The 16,608-nt window shown below is 61.2% G+C and carries 19 protein-coding genes; 16 read left to right on the top strand and 3 right to left on the bottom strand.

Translation table 11 applies throughout. The annotated features are described in order from the left end of the window. Positions 1-101 precede the first annotated feature (101 nt). From pnuC to hisF, 8 genes are all read left to right on the top strand, one after another. The gene (gene pnuC / locus AC6CHO_RS00445) at positions 102-803 is read left to right on the top strand and encodes a nicotinamide riboside transporter PnuC (RefSeq protein ID WP_060701898.1); all 702 of its coding nucleotides are present in this window, start codon (positions 102-104) and stop codon (positions 801-803) included. Positions 804-817: 14 nt separating this feature from the next. Further along, positions 818-1,855, top strand: a complete 1,038-nt coding sequence (gene ribD / locus AC6CHO_RS00440) for a bifunctional diaminohydroxyphosphoribosylaminopyrimidine deaminase/5-amino-6-(5-phosphoribosylamino)uracil reductase RibD (RefSeq protein WP_498213120.1) — start codon at positions 818-820, stop codon at positions 1,853-1,855. 34 nt (positions 1,856-1,889) lie between these two features. Next, complete coding sequence (locus AC6CHO_RS00435; protein WP_444663214.1) at positions 1,890-2,513, top strand: riboflavin synthase; 624 nt, start codon at positions 1,890-1,892, stop codon at positions 2,511-2,513. Beyond that, positions 2,513-3,763, top strand: a complete 1,251-nt coding sequence (gene ribB, locus AC6CHO_RS00430) for a 3,4-dihydroxy-2-butanone-4-phosphate synthase (RefSeq protein WP_498213119.1) — start codon at positions 2,513-2,515, stop codon at positions 3,761-3,763. Before AC6CHO_RS00435 ends, ribB begins: the two co-directional genes overlap by 1 nt. Before the next feature lie 27 nt (positions 3,764-3,790). Next, the gene (gene ribH, locus AC6CHO_RS00425; RefSeq protein WP_444663217.1) at positions 3,791-4,282 is read left to right on the top strand and encodes a 6,7-dimethyl-8-ribityllumazine synthase; all 492 of its coding nucleotides are present in this window, start codon (positions 3,791-3,793) and stop codon (positions 4,280-4,282) included. A 72-nt stretch (positions 4,283-4,354) separates the two neighbouring features. Continuing rightward, positions 4,355-4,618 carry a phosphoribosyl-ATP diphosphatase gene (locus AC6CHO_RS00420; protein ID WP_058254586.1) on the top strand — a complete coding sequence of 88 codons (264 nt, stop codon included), beginning with the start codon at positions 4,355-4,357 and terminating at the stop codon, positions 4,616-4,618. A gap of 138 nt (positions 4,619-4,756) precedes the next feature. Beyond that, positions 4,757-5,605, top strand: coding sequence for an ATP phosphoribosyltransferase (gene hisG, locus AC6CHO_RS00415; protein ID WP_498213118.1), 849 nt, complete (start codon positions 4,757-4,759; stop codon positions 5,603-5,605). 21 nt (positions 5,606-5,626) lie between these two features. Then, on the top strand, positions 5,627-6,397 hold the full coding sequence (hisF, locus tag AC6CHO_RS00410) for an imidazole glycerol phosphate synthase subunit HisF (protein WP_498213117.1): 771 nt from the start codon (positions 5,627-5,629) through the stop codon (positions 6,395-6,397). Between the two features lie 48 nt (positions 6,398-6,445). Here the strand turns inward: hisF and AC6CHO_RS00405 are convergent, their stop codons facing one another. The 3 genes from AC6CHO_RS00405 to AC6CHO_RS00395 form a co-directional block, all read right to left on the bottom strand. Then, positions 6,446-7,348 (bottom strand): hypothetical protein, encoded by a 903-nt coding sequence (locus tag AC6CHO_RS00405; RefSeq protein ID WP_498213116.1) that lies wholly within the window; start codon positions 7,346-7,348, stop codon positions 6,446-6,448. After that, the gene (locus AC6CHO_RS00400) at positions 7,345-8,019 is read right to left on the bottom strand and encodes a DUF6318 family protein (protein WP_498213115.1); all 675 of its coding nucleotides are present in this window, start codon (positions 8,017-8,019) and stop codon (positions 7,345-7,347) included. Before AC6CHO_RS00400 ends, AC6CHO_RS00405 begins: the two co-directional genes overlap by 4 nt. 203 nt (positions 8,020-8,222) lie before the next feature. Continuing rightward, a complete protein-coding gene (locus AC6CHO_RS00395; protein WP_075972476.1) occupies positions 8,223-8,864 on the bottom strand; it encodes a TIGR03085 family metal-binding protein in 642 nt (213 codons plus the stop codon). A 134-nt stretch (positions 8,865-8,998) separates the two neighbouring features. Here AC6CHO_RS00395 and hisI point away from each other — a divergent pair, with 134 nt between their 5' ends. The 8 genes from hisI (at position 8,999) to lgt (ending at position 16,090) form a co-directional block, all read left to right on the top strand. Then, the gene (gene hisI, locus AC6CHO_RS00390; RefSeq protein WP_060701889.1) at positions 8,999-9,400 is read left to right on the top strand and encodes a phosphoribosyl-AMP cyclohydrolase; all 402 of its coding nucleotides are present in this window, start codon (positions 8,999-9,001) and stop codon (positions 9,398-9,400) included. 100 nt (positions 9,401-9,500) lie between these two features. Beyond that, positions 9,501-11,072, top strand: coding sequence for an anthranilate synthase component I (locus AC6CHO_RS00385; protein ID WP_498213113.1), 1,572 nt, complete (start codon positions 9,501-9,503; stop codon positions 11,070-11,072). Continuing rightward, positions 11,069-11,659, top strand: a complete 591-nt coding sequence (locus AC6CHO_RS00380; RefSeq protein WP_171919222.1) for a Trp biosynthesis-associated membrane protein — start codon at positions 11,069-11,071, stop codon at positions 11,657-11,659. Before AC6CHO_RS00385 ends, AC6CHO_RS00380 begins: the two co-directional genes overlap by 4 nt. 156 nt (positions 11,660-11,815) lie before the next feature. Beyond that, the gene (locus AC6CHO_RS00375; RefSeq protein WP_498213112.1) at positions 11,816-12,064 is read left to right on the top strand and encodes an HGxxPAAW family protein; all 249 of its coding nucleotides are present in this window, start codon (positions 11,816-11,818) and stop codon (positions 12,062-12,064) included. A 1-nt stretch (position 12,065) separates the two neighbouring features. After that, entirely contained in the window at positions 12,066-12,890 is an 825-nt protein-coding gene (gene trpC / locus AC6CHO_RS00370; RefSeq protein WP_444663234.1) for an indole-3-glycerol phosphate synthase TrpC, read from the top strand. A gap of 111 nt (positions 12,891-13,001) precedes the next feature. Continuing rightward, complete coding sequence (trpB, locus tag AC6CHO_RS00365) at positions 13,002-14,318, top strand: tryptophan synthase subunit beta (protein ID WP_171919220.1); 1,317 nt, start codon at positions 13,002-13,004, stop codon at positions 14,316-14,318. Further along, on the top strand, positions 14,319-15,101 hold the full coding sequence (gene trpA / locus AC6CHO_RS00360; protein WP_498213111.1) for a tryptophan synthase subunit alpha: 783 nt from the start codon (positions 14,319-14,321) through the stop codon (positions 15,099-15,101). It begins immediately after the preceding gene. After that, a complete protein-coding gene (gene lgt / locus AC6CHO_RS00355; RefSeq protein WP_498213109.1) occupies positions 15,101-16,090 on the top strand; it encodes a prolipoprotein diacylglyceryl transferase in 990 nt (329 codons plus the stop codon). The genes trpA and lgt overlap by 1 nt, the downstream gene beginning before the upstream one ends. Positions 16,091-16,608: the final 518 nt, after the last annotated feature.

The following is a 16,608-nucleotide window of genomic DNA, read 5'->3' as shown; positions in this document are numbered from 1 at the left end:
TGGCACCGCCGATGGCCCTGAACAGGGCTATCTTCTAGAGCGGAGCCACAGGCCCATCAAATGCACACCCCCGGAGCCGCCGCTTCGAGAAGGGTGAAATGATGGATTTCCTGCGGTGGCTCATTGAAGCTTTCAACTCGCAAATTGCGATCGGCTCGTCGGCACTTTTGGTGCGCGAAGTAGTTGGCAATATTTTCGGCCTCGCCAGTGCCGTCGGCGGCATGCGCCGCAAGGTCTGGGCCTGGCCGCTGGGCATCATCGGCAATCTCCTGCTGCTCACGGTATTCCTCGGCAGCCTCTTTGATACCGGATACACCGCGAATCTCTGGGGCCAGGCCGGCCGCCAAATCATGTTCATCGCCGTATCGGTCTTTGGCTGGTACCGCTGGAAGCAGGCGAAAAACGGGACCGGTCATGCGGTCACCCCGCAGTGGGCCTCGAACAAAACCCGCCTGGCGCTGGCCGCTGTTCTGCTGCTGGGCACCGTGGCACTCACCCCGCTGTTCCGCGTGCTCGGATCCTATGAGCCGGTCTGGGCCGATGCCTGGACCTTCGTCGGCTCCCTGCTGGCCACCTATGGCATGGCCAAGGGATGGGTGGAGTTCTGGCTGATCTGGGTGGCCGTTGACGCGGTCGGCGTCCCGCTGCTCTTCTCCGCCGGCTACTACGCCAGCGCGTTCATGTACCTGTTCTATGGCGCCTTCACGCTGGTCGGATTCTTCGTCTGGGCCAAGTCCAAACGCGACGCGAAACCCCAGATCGAAATCGAACTGCCCGACCCCACGATCTCGCAGCAGCGCTAGGAGGTGAGCGAACAATGGTGACAAGCCAACAATTGGACGCGGCGCTGGGCACCGCGCTGGAAACCGCCGGACGAGGGCATCGCGGGGCGAATCCGCTGGTCGGCGCCTGCATTTTGGATGACGACGGGAACTTGATCGCCACCGGATACCACCTTGGTGCCGGCCACCCGCATGCCGAGGTCGACGCCTTGCGCCGGCTGGGAAAATTGGGTCCGGCCACCGCCGGCAAGCTGACCATGGTCGTCACGCTTGAACCGTGCAACCACACCGGCCGCACCGGTCCGTGCGCCAAGGCGATCGCTGATGCTGGAATCGGTCAGGTGCACTATGCGGTGAGCGACCGGACCGCCGCCAGCGGGGGCGCGGAGTACCTGCGAAGCCGCGGAATCCCTGCGACCCAGTTTGCCGATGATGCCGCAGCCCGGGCCCTGAACCATCGCTGGTTCCTGTCCAAGGAGCAGAACCGCCCGTTCATCACGGTGAAGCTGGCGCAGTCCTTGGATGCGCGAATTAACGCCCCGGATGGCACCAGCCAGTGGATCACCTCATCGGAATCCCGCAACCATGCCCATGGACTGCGGGCCCGCGTGGACGGGATCCTGATCGGCACCAACACCGCGGTGATTGACAACCCCCGGCTCAGCGCCCGCACCCGCGATGGCCAGCTGCACGGCAAACAGCCCTACCGGCTGGTGATGGGGCAGCGCGAACTGCCCGAGTCCCTGGCGCTGGCAGAAGGCGATGGCTGGGAGCAAATCAACACCCACGACGTGCACGCGGTGATCAGCCGTGCGAACGAATTGGGGCTGGGCCACCTGCTGATCGAAGGCGGGGCCACGGTGGCCTCGGCGTTCATCGAAGCCGACCTGGCCGACGAGCTGTACTGCTATCAAGCCCCGTTGCTGATTGGCGCCGGCAGCTCTTCGGTCAATCTGCCCACCACGACCCTGGGCCAGGCCCATCGCTATCGGCTGGACTCCTCCAGCAACGAATCGCTGGCCCGGCTCGGCGATGACATCATGCTGCATCTTGAACCACTGCCCAGCGCCTAGCGCGAACCCACCAAGAATTTATCGAGGAGAAACCATGTTTACCGGAATCGTTACCGGCCAGGGAATCATCGAGGGGATCGAAACCGTTCCCGATCAGGACCTGGCCGTACTGACCCTCAGCGCGCCAGGGCACACCGAGAACCTGGGCCTGGGCGGATCGCTGGCCGTGAACGGCGTCTGCCTGACCGCCACCGAGCTGCAGGGGGAGAAGCTCAGCGTGGACGTCATGGGCGAAACCCTGCGGCGGACCACCACCGGATCGCTGGCCGCCGGCGATCGCGTGAACCTGGAGCGCTGCACCCAAGCCGGCGCCCGGCTCGACGGCCACGTCGTGCAAGGCCATGTGGATACGGTGGGCGAAGTGCTCGAACGGGTCGATCACGGTCAATGGACCACCTTCCGCATTTCGCTCGACGACCAGTACGCGCCGCTGGCCGCAGAAAAGGGCTCCATTGCGCTGGACGGCATCTCGCTGACCATCACCGGTGTCTCGCCGGCCAGCGCCACCGGCTCGCACTGGGTAGAAGTGGGCATCATCCCGATCACCCTGGCCGAAACCACCATGGGCACCCGCCAGGTGGGAGACAAGATCAATATCGAGGTGGACGTGCTGGCCAAGTACGTCGCCCGCCTGAATGAATTCGGTGGTGCGCGGTAATGGGCTCCTCAACGCTTGATCCGATCCCGGTTGCGCTGGCCGCGCTGGCCGCGGGCCGCGCGGTCGTTGTCGTAGATGACGAGGATCGCGAAAACGAAGGCGATATCATTTTCGCCGCCCAGCATGCCACCAGTGCGCTGATGGCCTTCACCATCCGCTACACCTCCGGGGTCATCTGCGTTCCGCTCGAGGCGGCGCGGGCCGACGCGCTGGGGCTTAGCCCAATGGTCGGCATCAACCAGGATGCCAAGGGCACGGCCTTTACCATCACCTGCGATGCCGCCGAAGGCATCACCACCGGTATTTCCGCCGCTGACCGCGCGCTGACGACCCGCCTGCTGGCCGACCCTGCCACAGTGCCCGCCCAGCTTTCGCGCCCCGGGCACATCTTCCCGCTGCGCGCCGCCGCGGGGGGAGTGCTGCAGCGACGGGGGCACACCGAGGCCGCGGTGGACCTGTGCCGCGCTGCCGGCCTGGAGCCGGCCGGCGTGATCGGCGAGATCACCAAGGACGACGGCGAGATGATGCGCCTGGACGATTTGCGGGTTTTCGCCGCCGAACATGATCTGCCGTTGATCTCCATCGACGATCTGGCCCGCTGGCGCCGCGTCAACGACGAGATCGAGCTGACGGATCCGATCAAATTGCCGACCGCTTTTGGCGACTTCACCGCCCGGGCCGCCACTGCCGAAGGCAACGAGCACATGGTGCTCAGCCACGAAGGCCCCGGCGGAAGCGCCCCGAGCAATCTGGTGCGCATCCACTCGGAGTGCCTGACCGGCGATATCTTCGGTTCCTACCGTTGCGACTGCGGCGAGCAATTGCACGCGTCGATGGAGCAGATCGCGGCCGAAGGCGGGCATGTCATCTATATTCGCGGCCATGAAGGCCGCGGCATAGGGCTGGCCAACAAGCTGCGCGCCTACGCGCTGCAAGAATCCGGGATGGATACCCTGGACGCCAACTTGCACTTGGGCTTCCCGGCCGACGCACGGGAGTATTTCGCGGTGGCTGCGATCCTCAAGGCAATGGGGCTGGACACTATCCGCCTGCTGAGCAACAACCCGGATAAGCAGGAGCAGCTGACCAACGCGGGGATCACGGTTGACGAACTGGTAGGACTGCGCATTGCACCGCGCGAGCAAAACTCCGCCTACCTGCACACCAAGCAGGCGCGCTTCGGCCACCACCTCGATCTTCCGGACGAGCAGCTGTCCGATTCCGAAGCCGACGCCTACCACGGCGCCTAGAACCACCACTACACAGGGAGCAAATGCATGAGCAAGCACGGAGCGCCAACGGATGTTGCCGATCAGCTGGAATCACTGGCCGGCACCGGCAAGTTCAACGGACTCAAGGTTGCGATCGTTGCAGCCAGCTGGCATGAGGTCATCATGACCGGCCTGATTGATGGCGCGCAACGCGCCGCCAAGGACGCTGGCCTGGAGGCGAACACCACCCTTATCCGGGTGCCGGGCACCTTTGAACTGCCGGTAGCCGCAGCCAATCTGGCCAGCGACTACGACGCGATCATCGCCTTGGGCGTGGTCATTCGCGGTGGAACCCCGCACTTCGACTACGTCTGCTTGGCGGCCACCAACGGCTTAACCAGTGTGAGTGTAGACACCAAAACCCCTATCGGGTTCGGCGTGCTCACGTGCGATAACGAGGAGCAGGGCCTTGACCGCGCTGGCTTGGAAAACTCCAGCGAAGACAAGGGCTATGAGGCCTATTCTGCGGCGGTCATGACCGTTGCTGCCTTGGCCTAGCCCATCAGGCGACCCGTCACAAAGGGCCACCTGAATGCAGGTGCTGCCAAGAAAAACGCTAGGATTGATTCCGTGAAAACTTTTGACGAGCTCTTCAGCGAATTGTCGCTCAAGGCACAGCAACGCCCGGAAGGCTCTCGTACCGTCACCGAACTCGACTCTGGTGTCCATGGCATCGGTAAAAAAGTTGTCGAGGAAGCCGCCGAGGTTTGGATGGCTGCGGAGTACGAATCCGACGAGGCCGCAGCAGAGGAAATCTCCCAGCTGCTTTACCACCTTCAGGTTCTCATGATCGCCAAGGGCATGACCTTGGCCGACGTTTACAAGCATCTATAGCCGTCGCGACACTGCGCTCGGATCACGCACGATCCGAGCGCAGGCATCGCACGGCAGTAACAACGGCCAAAGAAAATAATCCTTGGCGCTTGTTTATGGCTGAACGCCGCAGCGCCACACTGACGAAATGAGTCAACAATGCTCCGCGTAGCCCTACCCAACAAGGGTGCCCTGTCTGAAATTGCTTCCACCATGTTCAAGGAAGCCGGCTACCTCCAGCGCCGCGATTCGCGCGAACTGGTCCTGGTCGACGAAGAGAACCAGGTTGAATTCTTCTATCTGCGCCCGCGCGACATCGCCGTCTATGTAGGCCGAGGCATCCTCGACGTGGGAATCACCGGTCGCGACCTCTACCTCGACGCCGACGTGGACGATGACGTTGAAGAGCAGCTGTCCCTGGGCATCGGCAAATCCGCCTTCCGCTTCGCTGCCCCGATCGGCGCGTTCAACGACGCCAAGCAGCTCAACGGCAAGCGCATTGCAACCAGCTACGACATCCTGCTGCGCCACTACCTCCAGAAGGCCGGCATCGAAGCTTCGATCGTCCGTCTTGATGGCGCCATCGAATCCTCCGTTCGACTAGGTGTAGCGGATGCCATCGCGGATGTCGTGGAAACCGGCAACACCATCAAGGCCGCCGGCATGGAGATCTTCGGTGATCCGCTGTTGCAATCCGAAGCCGTATTGATTGGCCGTGTTGACCACAAGCCAGCCGGCCTCGATGTGTTGATCCGCCGCCTCAACGGCGTTTTGGTCGCCCGACAGTACGTCATGCTCGACTACGATGTGCGTCGCGAACAAGCCGAAGAGGCTTGCGCCTTGACTCCAGGCCTGGAGTCGCCAACTGTTTCGGATCTTGCCAACTCGGATTGGGTTGCTGTCCGCGCGATGGTGAAGAAGTCGCAAACCAACAACATCATGGACGAACTTTACGACGTGGGTGCGCGAGCCATTCTGGTCAGCCAAATCCACGCCTGCCGTATCTAGTAGACAAGGAATCTACCTTCGATGAGCGTTGCTATTCGTGTTATTCCTTGTCTCGATGTTGATGCTGGCCGTGTCGTCAAGGGCATCAACTTTGAGGGCCTTCGCGATGCCGGCGACCCGGTGGAACTGGCTCGCCGCTATAACGAAGCCGGTGCCGACGAGTTGACCTTCCTGGACGTCACCGCATCAAGCTCCGACCGCGAAACGACCTACGAGGTTGTTCGGCAAACCGCAGAGGAAGTTTTCATCCCGCTGACCGTTGGCGGGGGAGTGCGAGCCGCAGAAGACGTTGATCGTTTGCTGCGCAACGGTGCTGACAAGGCGTCGATCAATACCGCTGCGGTCACCCGGCCAGAGGTAATCAACGAAATCACCGAGCGCTTCGGTTCCCAGGTACTAGTGCTCTCGGTTGACGCTCGTCGCACCGCTGATCCGTCGATCGCGTCAGGCTACGAAGTCACCACTCACGGCGGCCGGACCGGAACCGGCATGTGCGCCGTTGCCTGGGCCAAGGAAGCCGCTGAGCGTGGTGTAGGTGAAATCCTGCTCAACTCGATTGACGCCGATGGCACCAAGGACGGGTTCGATCTGGAGATGATACGTGCGGTTCGCGCTGCCGTATCGGTACCGTTGATCGCCTCCGGTGGTGCGGGGAAGCCAGAAGACTTTCCTCCAGCGATTGCAGCTGGCGCGGACGCCGTTCTTGCGGCTTCCATTTTCCACTTTGGACCCAAGGACATGATCGCCCAGGTGAAGCAGGCGATCCGCGACGCCGGTTATCCGGTTCGCTAGTTCTTCAACGGAAATGGCTCGACACTTCGGTGTCGGGCCATTTTGAATTCAGTCATTCGCGATGAGTTCCTTCTCAGTTCGCCAGACGTCGATTGGTAGGGTATTGCTCGGAACTGCTGCTTGTCCGGGAATTGCTTGCCATGGTCCTTCATCAACGCTGAATTCGCCTCGGTACAAGGTCGTCACCTTGACACCGAATTTGCCTGTCTCTGAGTAAGAGTGACTGGTCGGGGTCTCGTCGTGCAAAGTATGCGACGGCATAGCCTCGCCGGGGAAACTCAAATTTCTCGTGGCCCCGTCTCCGTAGTTCCAATTCCATTGGATCGGTATAGCCTTGATGCGCACGTCGGACCCAGACAAATTGGATCTGAATTCCTGGGTATCCTCGCTGGCCCAGAAGTGCGTGTGCCCGTTGCGCAAAGAAAACTTGTTCGGCGCACTCTGAATCGTGGACCCCTTGATTGGGAAAGATCTGAACTTTTGAATCGTGATAGTTATAGGGACTTTCTCAAGTAGGTTTTCTCGGGGCACTCTAACTTCTGATGATTCACCAGGGCAGTATCTAAATTGGTATATGACGTGTCCCTTTGCATCCAAGATTTGTCGATCTATTGGGTAGGTGCCGTCATCACATTTCTCTTGATCTGGATTGCTATCACAGGAATTAACGTTCTCACGCCCTGGAATGCAAGCATCGTAATCTCGAATTTTAAACTTTTCTATGTTACGCCGTTTATTCTTTTGTTCTTCCGGCAAATTCTGTTTTGGAAGCTTGGATAGAATCAGAGTTCTTTCTTCTTCGTCTGTTTCTTCAACATCTTCCTTAGTGATGCGAACTTCTGCGGGGTCTCCGACTACGACTGCTGAGTTGATAAGGGCATCATAGGTCGGTGTAATGAAAAGCAGGACTGAAATTGAAGGGACGAGAAACCTTTTCGGCACGCGCATCAATCGGCCCCGATTATCTTATAGACACGCCAACCTTTATCGTATTCGAGATCGAAAGCGAGACGATTGGGCTCTAATTTTTCTAGTTCTTCTTCAACATCCCCCGGTTCGGAGTAAATTATCGCTGTGTCTGCTGTATATTCCACGGTCACAATCGCAACATTTTTTCCTGATATGTATGAATCGAGAACGGTTAGATGGTGTTTCCCTCCGACCTGCCATTCACCGGAATTTTTCGCGTCTTCTGCCTCATCAATGATTGACTTATTACAAAGCCGGCATTCTTTAGACGAAAGTTGTTTGATGTCTTTCGCATCATTTGACTCGATGGTGTAATTTAACAGATCAAAGTAATATTCAACAAAGCTTGATGCACCTTCTTGAGAAAATTTCTTGGCATCGTTTGGCATTTTAGGTAATGGAACATTTTTCGCGGGACCCTTGGATGAGCCTTTAAGGTACGCCGGAGATGCACTAGTCGTAGTTCCTGGATCACTATCTGTCAGGGTCTCGGAACTTGAAGGAGCTTGCGTTTCGCCCTGTGGCGGAGAACCGCCGGTCGTATTGCTGTTACATCCGGTAAGGATGACGGCCGCTCCGACGGCTACGAATAATAATTTTCTGATGCCCATTTCGATATCGCCCCGCAGCTCTGATGATCTTTGGTGAATCACATACTATGCTTTAGAACTTTTGATGAGTAGGGGTTCGCCGGAAGATGTGGAGAAGCAACCTGACATTGTCGCGTGGCACTATCTAGATGATTTATGTCGGGTTGGTCGCACCGTAACTTGGATCGGCCGAAGCTTGGGACTTCATAGTTCTGTCAATCACGACGGGCGAATTGCAGTTTGTCGAAAACGCAGTAACGAACTGATTAGAACCCGGGCTTGAAGCCCTTGACGATTTCCAGGGCAGTCTCTCCGCCTTCAAAAAGCACGAGGCTCTGATCGATGCGCCCGAAGCCGTAGAGCATCAATTCAGTGACCGGACCAGTGATCGACACGGCGTTTGGTGCCTTTTTCGCTACGTGCCGCTGGCCGTCCGGGCGGGTCAAGATGATTCCGACGGGAGCCTTGCGGAAGAGGACACGCGACATGCGAGTCAGGGACTGCCAAAGAAGCTCAGTATATTCCTTGTCCAAAACGCGCGGTGCCCACTGTGCACGGGCACGCCGGACATCTTCGGTGTGGATGAAGTACTCGGAGAGGTTTGCTGCCTGATCGAACTTGTCGATGACAAACGGCGAGTACTTTGCCGGACCCGAGCGGAAAGTGCGGATGAGCGAGGCATAGCGTTCAGGGGACTGCGCCGCGTTGGCGAGCTCATTGACCTTAGCCTCGAGCTTCTTGGACAGGGGTTTGAAAACCACGCCCGCGGCAAGGATCGATCGCTCGCGCACAACAAGGTGCGCGGCAAGATGACGGGTTTGCCACCCGTCGCAAAGAGTGTCAGCGGTAGGACCTGCGGCAAGCAAGGTCTCGGCCAACGCGAGTCTGGAAGCCTGAACTAAGTGCATCACTTCTGAAAGTAGCACGGCGCGCGCACTGATTACGGCAATGCGCGGACAGTGTCGCCCATGTCCTGGGGAGCTTTGGCGAGCAGTACGTCACAGGTCAATGAAACCGGGCTAAAACCAGTATGCTAAAGGGGATGTCTACTTCTAACGACGGCTCGAATTTGAGCCCCGAAACCCCAGGCCTGGATCCAGCCATTGCCGATCGGCTCAAGCGTGATGGCAATGGGCTGGTCGCCGCGATCGCGCAGCAATACGACACGGGCAAGGTGCTCATGCTCGGCTGGATGGACGACGAGGCGCTGCACCGCACCTTGACCACGGGACGGGTGACCTTCTACTCGCGCTCCCGGCAGGAATATTGGCGCAAAGGCGATACCTCTGGCCACTTCCAGTTCGTCAAGTCAGTCGCTTTGGACTGCGATGGCGACGCATTGCTGGTGCAGGTGGACCAGGTGGGGGCAGCATGCCACACCGGGACCGAGACCTGCTTTACCGATCGCCAGCTGCCAGCTGCAATCGGCAATCGCCCCGAATAGCACTTTCCAAATTTCTGGCCGCCTGGATGGACAGGCCGGAATTTGATGCTTCCTGCACGGGATTGACCGCGCGGGATCAACACGTAGAAGAAGAACACTGATGAAAACTCTCGGCAAGATTTCCCCATCGCGCGAGCACTTCGCCACCTTGGCGGCCGATCGTCGCGTCATCCCGGTAACGATCACGGTCCTCGCCGACTCGCTGACGCCCATCGGGCTCTACCGGACCTTGGCCCAAGGCCGCCCCGGCACCTTCTTGATGGAATCGGCAGCCCCGGGCGGGGTATGGAGCCGCTACTCGTTTGTCGGCGTGAATTCGCCGGCCACCTTGAGCACCCGCGGGGGAGAAGCCTACTGGCAGGGGCACGCGCCCGAAGGCCTTCCCGATGGCGGCATCGGCGTTGAGGTGCTGCGCGATACCGTGCGCACTTTGAAGACCGAGCCGGTGCCGGGCATGCCTCCGCTGACCGGCGGCATGGTCGGGTTCGTCGGCTGGGAATGCGTGCGCCACTGGGAAAAGCTGCCAAACCCGCCGTTGGATGACCTGAACTTGCCAGAGCTGAGCATGAACCTGGTTGCCGATATGGCTGCCCATGATTCGGTTGAGGGCACGGTGACGCTGATCGCCAACGCCATTAACTTCAACGGCAGCGACGAGAATGTCGATGAAGCCTACGACGACGCAGTGGCGCGCTTGCAAGCGATGCTCGACCAATTGGCCCAGCCGGTGGAAGCCACCGCCTCGGTGCTCTCCGGAACCGACGTTCCGCGCGAAAAGCTCATGGACGAAGTCACCCACTCATGGGCGGAAAACGAGTACCTTGAGGCGCTGGCCAAGTCCAAGACCGCGATCGTGGACGGCGAGGTGTTCCAGATCGTGGTCTCCCGGCGCTTCGAATTGGAGACCCAGGCCGACGCGCTGGATGTCTACCGGGTGCTGCGTGCCACCAACCCGAGCCCGTACATGTACCTGTTCAACTTCGTAAACGAAGATGGCGAGGCCTTTGAGATCGTCGGTTCCTCGCCCGAAGCGCTGGTGACGGTCAACGACTCGCATGTTGTCACCCACCCGATCGCCGGTTCCCGTCCGCGTGGCGCGAACTACGAGGATGACCAGCTCTTCGAGAAGTCGCTGGTGAATGACGAGAAGGAACGGGCCGAGCACCTGATGCTGGTCGACCTGTCACGCAATGACCTGTCCCGGGTCTGCCAAGCCGGCACCGTGGAGGTCACCCAGTTCATGGAAGTCGAGCGCTTCAGCCACATCATGCACCTGGTATCCAATGTCGTGGGCAAGACCCGCGACGATGTTGACGCCTACGACGTTTTGGCCGCGACCTTCCCGGCTGGCACGCTCTCCGGTGCGCCGAAGCCGCGCGCCCTGCAGCTGCTCGACGAATATGAGCCTTACCGCCGTGGCATCTACGGCGGAGTCGTGGGCTACCTCGACTTTGCCGGCGATATGGATATGGCGATCGCCATCCGCTCCGCGCTGCTCAAGGGCGGACGCGCCTATGTGCAGGCCGGCGGCGGCATCGTGAACGATTCCAAGTTCGCCGACGAGGCATTGGAAACCGTGAACAAGGCGGCCGCGCCATTGCGCGCCGTTTGGGCCGCGCAATCCATGCACGCAGCCCATACCATCAACACCGAACTAGGTGAACGCAAGTGAAGAAATTGACCAGTGCCCGCTACCTGGCCATGGTTGGCGTGCTCGGCGCCCTGCTGGGATTCTGGTCCGCAACCCGAACCTGGATCACCGTGGACGTCGCCGCCAGCTCGGTGCAGATCCCGCAGATCGTGATCGACGGCGCGAGCGCTGCCGCATCGGTCACCGCCGTGTGCGTGGTTGTGCTCGCCGCGTCGCTGGCCCTGCTGATTGCCGGAAAGATCGCCCGCTATATCATCGCGGCGCTGAGCCTGCTGGCCGGCGTGTCGGCAATTGCCGCGGGAGCCGGCGCGCTGGGCGATCCGCAGGCCGTGGCGGCCACCGCCGTGGCCGAGGCGACCGGCCTGGCCCAAAATGCGGGCGACTACTCGGTGACCGCGTGGCCGGTGATCGCCATTGCGGCGGGCGTCCTGATGGCTCTACAGGCGGTGCTGACTTTTGCCTTCGCGCGCCACTGGCCAACCAAAGCCAGCAAGTACGACCGCCAGGCAGCCAAGAGCGCCAGCGTGCCCAAGGACGCCTCCTCGCGGAGCATCGCGAACTGGGAGCAGCTTTCGGCCGGCGAGGATCCTACCTCCGAAGCCAAATAGCAAGACCGGTGGTGATTCGCGCCACCGATTTGAAACGAAAGCCCGGGCAAATAGGATGTGACCGGGCACAGATGGCAGAATGGTTTCTGAAGACCAGCGACACCGGCCTGCATCCTGGGCCGCGGCGCATCAACAAACATAAGGAGAACGCGAGAAATGTCGCAGAACACCGAGATCGATCCGGTATACGCCGAAGAGATTGGCCACGGTAACTCCATCGCAGCCTGGAGCTGCGTGCTGATCATGACCGTAGGTTTCATCGTCGGCGGCATCGCTTTCGCGAACCTGGCTTGGTCCATCGTCTGGGTCGGCTGCGGCATTGTCGTTCTTGGCCTGATCGTTGGCGCCATCCTGAAGGCCGCCGGCTTTGGCGTCGGTGGCGCACGCAGTGGAGCAGCGCACTAAATTGACTGTTCTTGATGACATCATCGCGGGCGTCCGGGAAGACCTGGGCGCCCGTCGCGCAACCACCAGCCTAGAGGCCATCAAGGCCGTTGCCGCTGAAGCTGCCCCGGCCCGCGACGCGTTCGCGGCCTTGGGCGGCCGCGACCAGCAGGGCACCCGGGATCACACACTGCGGGTGATCTCGGAGGTCAAGCGCAAGTCCCCGTCCAAGGGCGCGCTGGCGGAGATTGCCGAGCCTGCCGTTCTGGCCGCCGAATACGAGGCCGGAGGCGCCTCGGTGATTTCGGTGCTCACCGAAGCCCGCCGATTTGGCGGTTCGCTGGCTGATCTGGATGCTGTGCGCGCGGCGGTGCAGATTCCGGTGCTCCGCAAGGACTTCACGGTCGATGAGTACCAGATTTACGAGGCACGTGCCCACGGCGCGGACCTCGTATTGCTCATTGTTGCGGCGCTGGATGACCAATTGCTGAAATCTTTCCTAGAATTAACGCATCAGCTGGGAATGAACGCCCTGGTCGAGACGCACACCGAGGAAGAAATCCAGCGTGCGCTGAAGGCCGGAGCGAAAATCATCGGGGTCAACGTGCGCAATTTGAAGACGCTCGACGTCGATCCTGCGACCTTCGGCAAGCTTGCCCCGCTGATCCCATCAGAAGCGGTGATCATCGCCGAATCCGGTGTTGAATCCACCGAGCAAGTCGCCCAATATGGTGCTGCCGGTGCCGATGCCATCCTGGTGGGCGAGGCCCTGGTGAAGCACGCGAATCCGCGAGCCACCGTCGCCGAATTCATCACCGCTGGAACCGAAGCCAAACCGCAGCGCTAGCCGCGGCGGAGCCAAGGAACCAGGAACAAACTTTCACGTGTCCCGCAGGAGCTTCCGGCGGGGCACGAGACATACCATGAATCAAGCTTCGTTTGAGAAAAGAGGGAATCGATGAGCACCCCGGAGAATTCCGCGCACGGCCAGTCGATCGATGCACAGTCGCTAAGGCACGCCAGTGGCCCCTATTTTGGCGCCTACGGCGGACGATGGATGCCCGAGTCCCTCATGGCCGCCATGGACGAGCTGAATGAGACCTTCGAAGCGGCCAAGAAGGACCCCGAGTTCGTCGCCCAGATCAAGGACCTGAACAAGAACTATTCGGGACGCCCCTCGCTGCTCACCGAGGCCAAGCGCTTCTCGCAGCAGTACTGCGGCGGGGTGCGGATCTTCCTCAAGCGCGAAGACTTGAACCACACCGGCAGCCACAAGATCAACAACGTGCTCGGCCAGGCATTGCTGGCCAAGCGCATGGGCAAGACCCGCATCATCGCTGAAACCGGTGCCGGCCAGCACGGTGTGGCCTCGGCCACCGCCGCGGCCCTGATGGGCCTGGAATGCGTGGTCTACATGGGTGCCGAGGATACCCGCCGCCAGGCGCTGAACGTGGCCCGGATGCGCCTGCTCGGTGCCACCGTCATCCCGGTGACCGTCGGCTCCCAGACGCTGAAGGACGCCATCAACGAAGCCCTGCGCGACTGGGTGGCGAACGTGGAGAACACCCACTACCTGCTGGGTACCGCCGCCGGCGGCGCTCCTTTCCCGGCCATGGTGCGCTACTTCCACGAGGTGATCGGCGACGAGGCCCGCGAGCAGATCCTGGCCCAGGCCGGGCGCCTGCCCGATGCGGTCACCGCCTGCATCGGCGGCGGATCGAACGCGATCGGCATCTTCCACGGTTTCCTCGATGACCCAGAGGTCGAGATCTACGGCTTCGAAGCCGGCGGCGACGGCGTGGACACCGACCGCCACGCCGCCACCATCACCCTGGGCCGCCCGGGCGTGCTGCACGGCGCGAAGTCCTACCTGATGCAGGACGACGACGGCCAGACCATCGAGTCGCACTCCATTTCCGCCGGGCTGGACTACCCGGGCGTCGGCCCGGAGCACGCCTACCTGGCCGACATCGGCCGCGTCAGCTACGAACCGGTCACCGACACCGAGGCCATGGATGCGTTCAAGGCGCTGTGCCGCACCGAGGGCATCCTGCCGGCGATCGAGTCCGCGCACGCCCTGGCCGGCACCATCCGCCTGGCCCAGCGCAAGGTCGCCGAGGGCGTCGTGCCGCAGGAGACCATCATCATCGCGAACCTCTCGGGCCGCGGGGACAAGGACGTGGGCACCGCCGCCGCCTGGTTCAACATGATCGACGAAAAAGATGCCGAAGCCGAAATCAACGCGGCCAACTCGCAGAACTCCGAGGAGAAGTAGATGACCCGCGTGACTAGTGCTGAAAAGATCGCTGCCGCCCGTGCCGAGGGCCGCCCCGCATTGATCGGCTACCTGCCAGCTGGTTTCCCGGATGTCCCGACGAGCATTGAAGCCGCCGTGGCGCTGGCCGAAAACGGCGTGGACATCATTGAAATCGGCATCCCCTATTCCGACCCGGTCATGGATGGACAGGTCATCCAGGAAGCCACGGTCCAGTCGCTGGCCAACGGCTTCAAGGTGCAGCAGATTTTCGATATCGTGCGCGGCATCACCGAACGCACCGACGTGGCCGTGATGGTCATGACCTACTGGAATCCGGTGCTCCGCCTGGGCGTGGACGAGTTCTCCCGCCGCTTCGCCGAAGCTGGCGGCGCCGGCCTGATCACCCCGGATCTGGTGCCCGACGAAGCCGACGAGTGGATCGAGGCGAGCACCAAGCACGATCTGGAGCGCGTCTTTTTGATCGCCCCGTCCTCCACCGAAGAGCGCGTGCAGCGCACCGTGGATGCCTCCAGCGGATTCATCTACTGCGTATCGCTGATGGGCGTCACCGGCGCGCGCAGCGAAGTCTCCTCGGCCGCCGAAGCCGTAGTTGCCGCCGCGCACCGGGCCGGCGCAGCCAACGCCTGCGTGGGCCTTGGCGTCTCGCGCCGCGAGCACGTGGAAGAAATCGGTGCCTACGCTGACGGCGTGATTGTCGGTACCGCCCTGGTGGCCGCCTTGCGCGACGGGGGAGTGCCAGCGGTTGGCCGCCTCGCGGCAGAACTGAGCGGACGAGCCTGATGGGCATCAGCGCCCAGCTGGCCCTGGCCCTGCCAGCCTCCATTCCCTCCCCGCCATCGGAGCTGTCCAAATTCAGCATCGGGCCGCTGACCATCCATGCCTACGCGCTGTGCATCCTGGCCGGCATCCTGCTGGCGCTGTGGCTGACCAATAAGCGGATGCAGGCCCGCGGCGGCAATTCCGACATGCTCTGGGACATCGCGATTTGGGCGATCCCCTTTGGCATAGTCGGTGGCCGGCTCTACCACGTGCTGATCACCGACCCGATGTACTACTTCGGGCTGGGCGGGCAGCAGGCGCACTGGGCTGAAATACCCCAGCTGTGGCTGGGCGGGCTGGGTATCATGGGCGCGGTATCCCTCGGTGCCCTTGGTGCCTGGATCGGCTGCCGCAAGGCGGGCATCCGGCTCTCGGCATTTGCCGACGCGGCTGTTCCGGGGCTGCTGCTGGCCCAGGCCATCGGACGATGGGGCAACTGGTTCAACCAGGAGCTCTTCGGCGCACCGACCACCCTGCCCTGGGGCCTGGAAATCGACCCGAACAGCTACAATTTCCCGGTGGGCCTGCCTGCCGATACGCTCTTCCACCCGACCTTTCTCTACGAGTCGCTGTGGAACGTGCTCGGCGCGCTGGTGCTGATCGGGCTGGACCGCAAGTTCAAGCTGCGCCGCGGAGCGATGTTCTGCTGCTACATGATCTGGTACGGCATCGGCCGCACCTTCACCGAGTCCCTGCGCCTGGACCCGGCGGAAATCATCACCATCGGGCCGCTGGGCCTTAGGGTGCACCAGTGGCTGGCCATCGCGCTGGTGATCGCCGGAGCCATCGCCTTGTTCCTGGTCCTGAAGCGCACCCGCAGCCAGGATGCCGATCCGTTCTTCCTGCCAGGGCGCAAGCCGGAAGCGGCGGCCGAGGGCGCAAACCCGGCCGGAACCGACGCATCGGCCGAAGCCGCAGGCGAAGGGCCGCAGGAAAAAAATATCGAATAGCGAAGGTGCCAGGTTTTCGACCCTGGCTCCGGACAAGTGCTGATCGGCCGACAAGTATGCCAACTTGTCGGCCGCAGCTGTCTTACCACCCTCGCCAGCGGCCCAATGCCGCTTACATGACGCGCGACCGGCCAAGTATGGCGAAACCTGTCGAAAAAATCGGAAATAATTTCTCGCGGCCCACGATAAGTCTCCGCAACATTCCTGAAACATGAAAAAGCCTCAGAAACAGGTAGACAAAACCGTTTTTCAGGGTTTTGACCTCACGGGGCCATGCTGAAGCAGCAGTGCGCGGACCCTGTTTTTAACATTTCTGAAACACAAACGGTCGCACTGGAGAAACAAAAATTGCGTAACGTGTGATGTTGGCATCGAGATGGGCCCTCAACCCCTGGAGCGGACCTGCGATGCAGTACCACAACGAGGTGGGAAATGTTCGTCCCCGAAACCTCGATACGCAGGCATACCCCGCTTGGCACTGTCGATACGTTTCAGTTCGATGAGACATTCAGGCGGCC

The organism is Glutamicibacter sp. GQ173, assembly GCF_059759215.1.
Note: the sequence above shows the minus strand (reverse complement) of the source record. Positions and strands in the feature narration are given on the sequence as shown.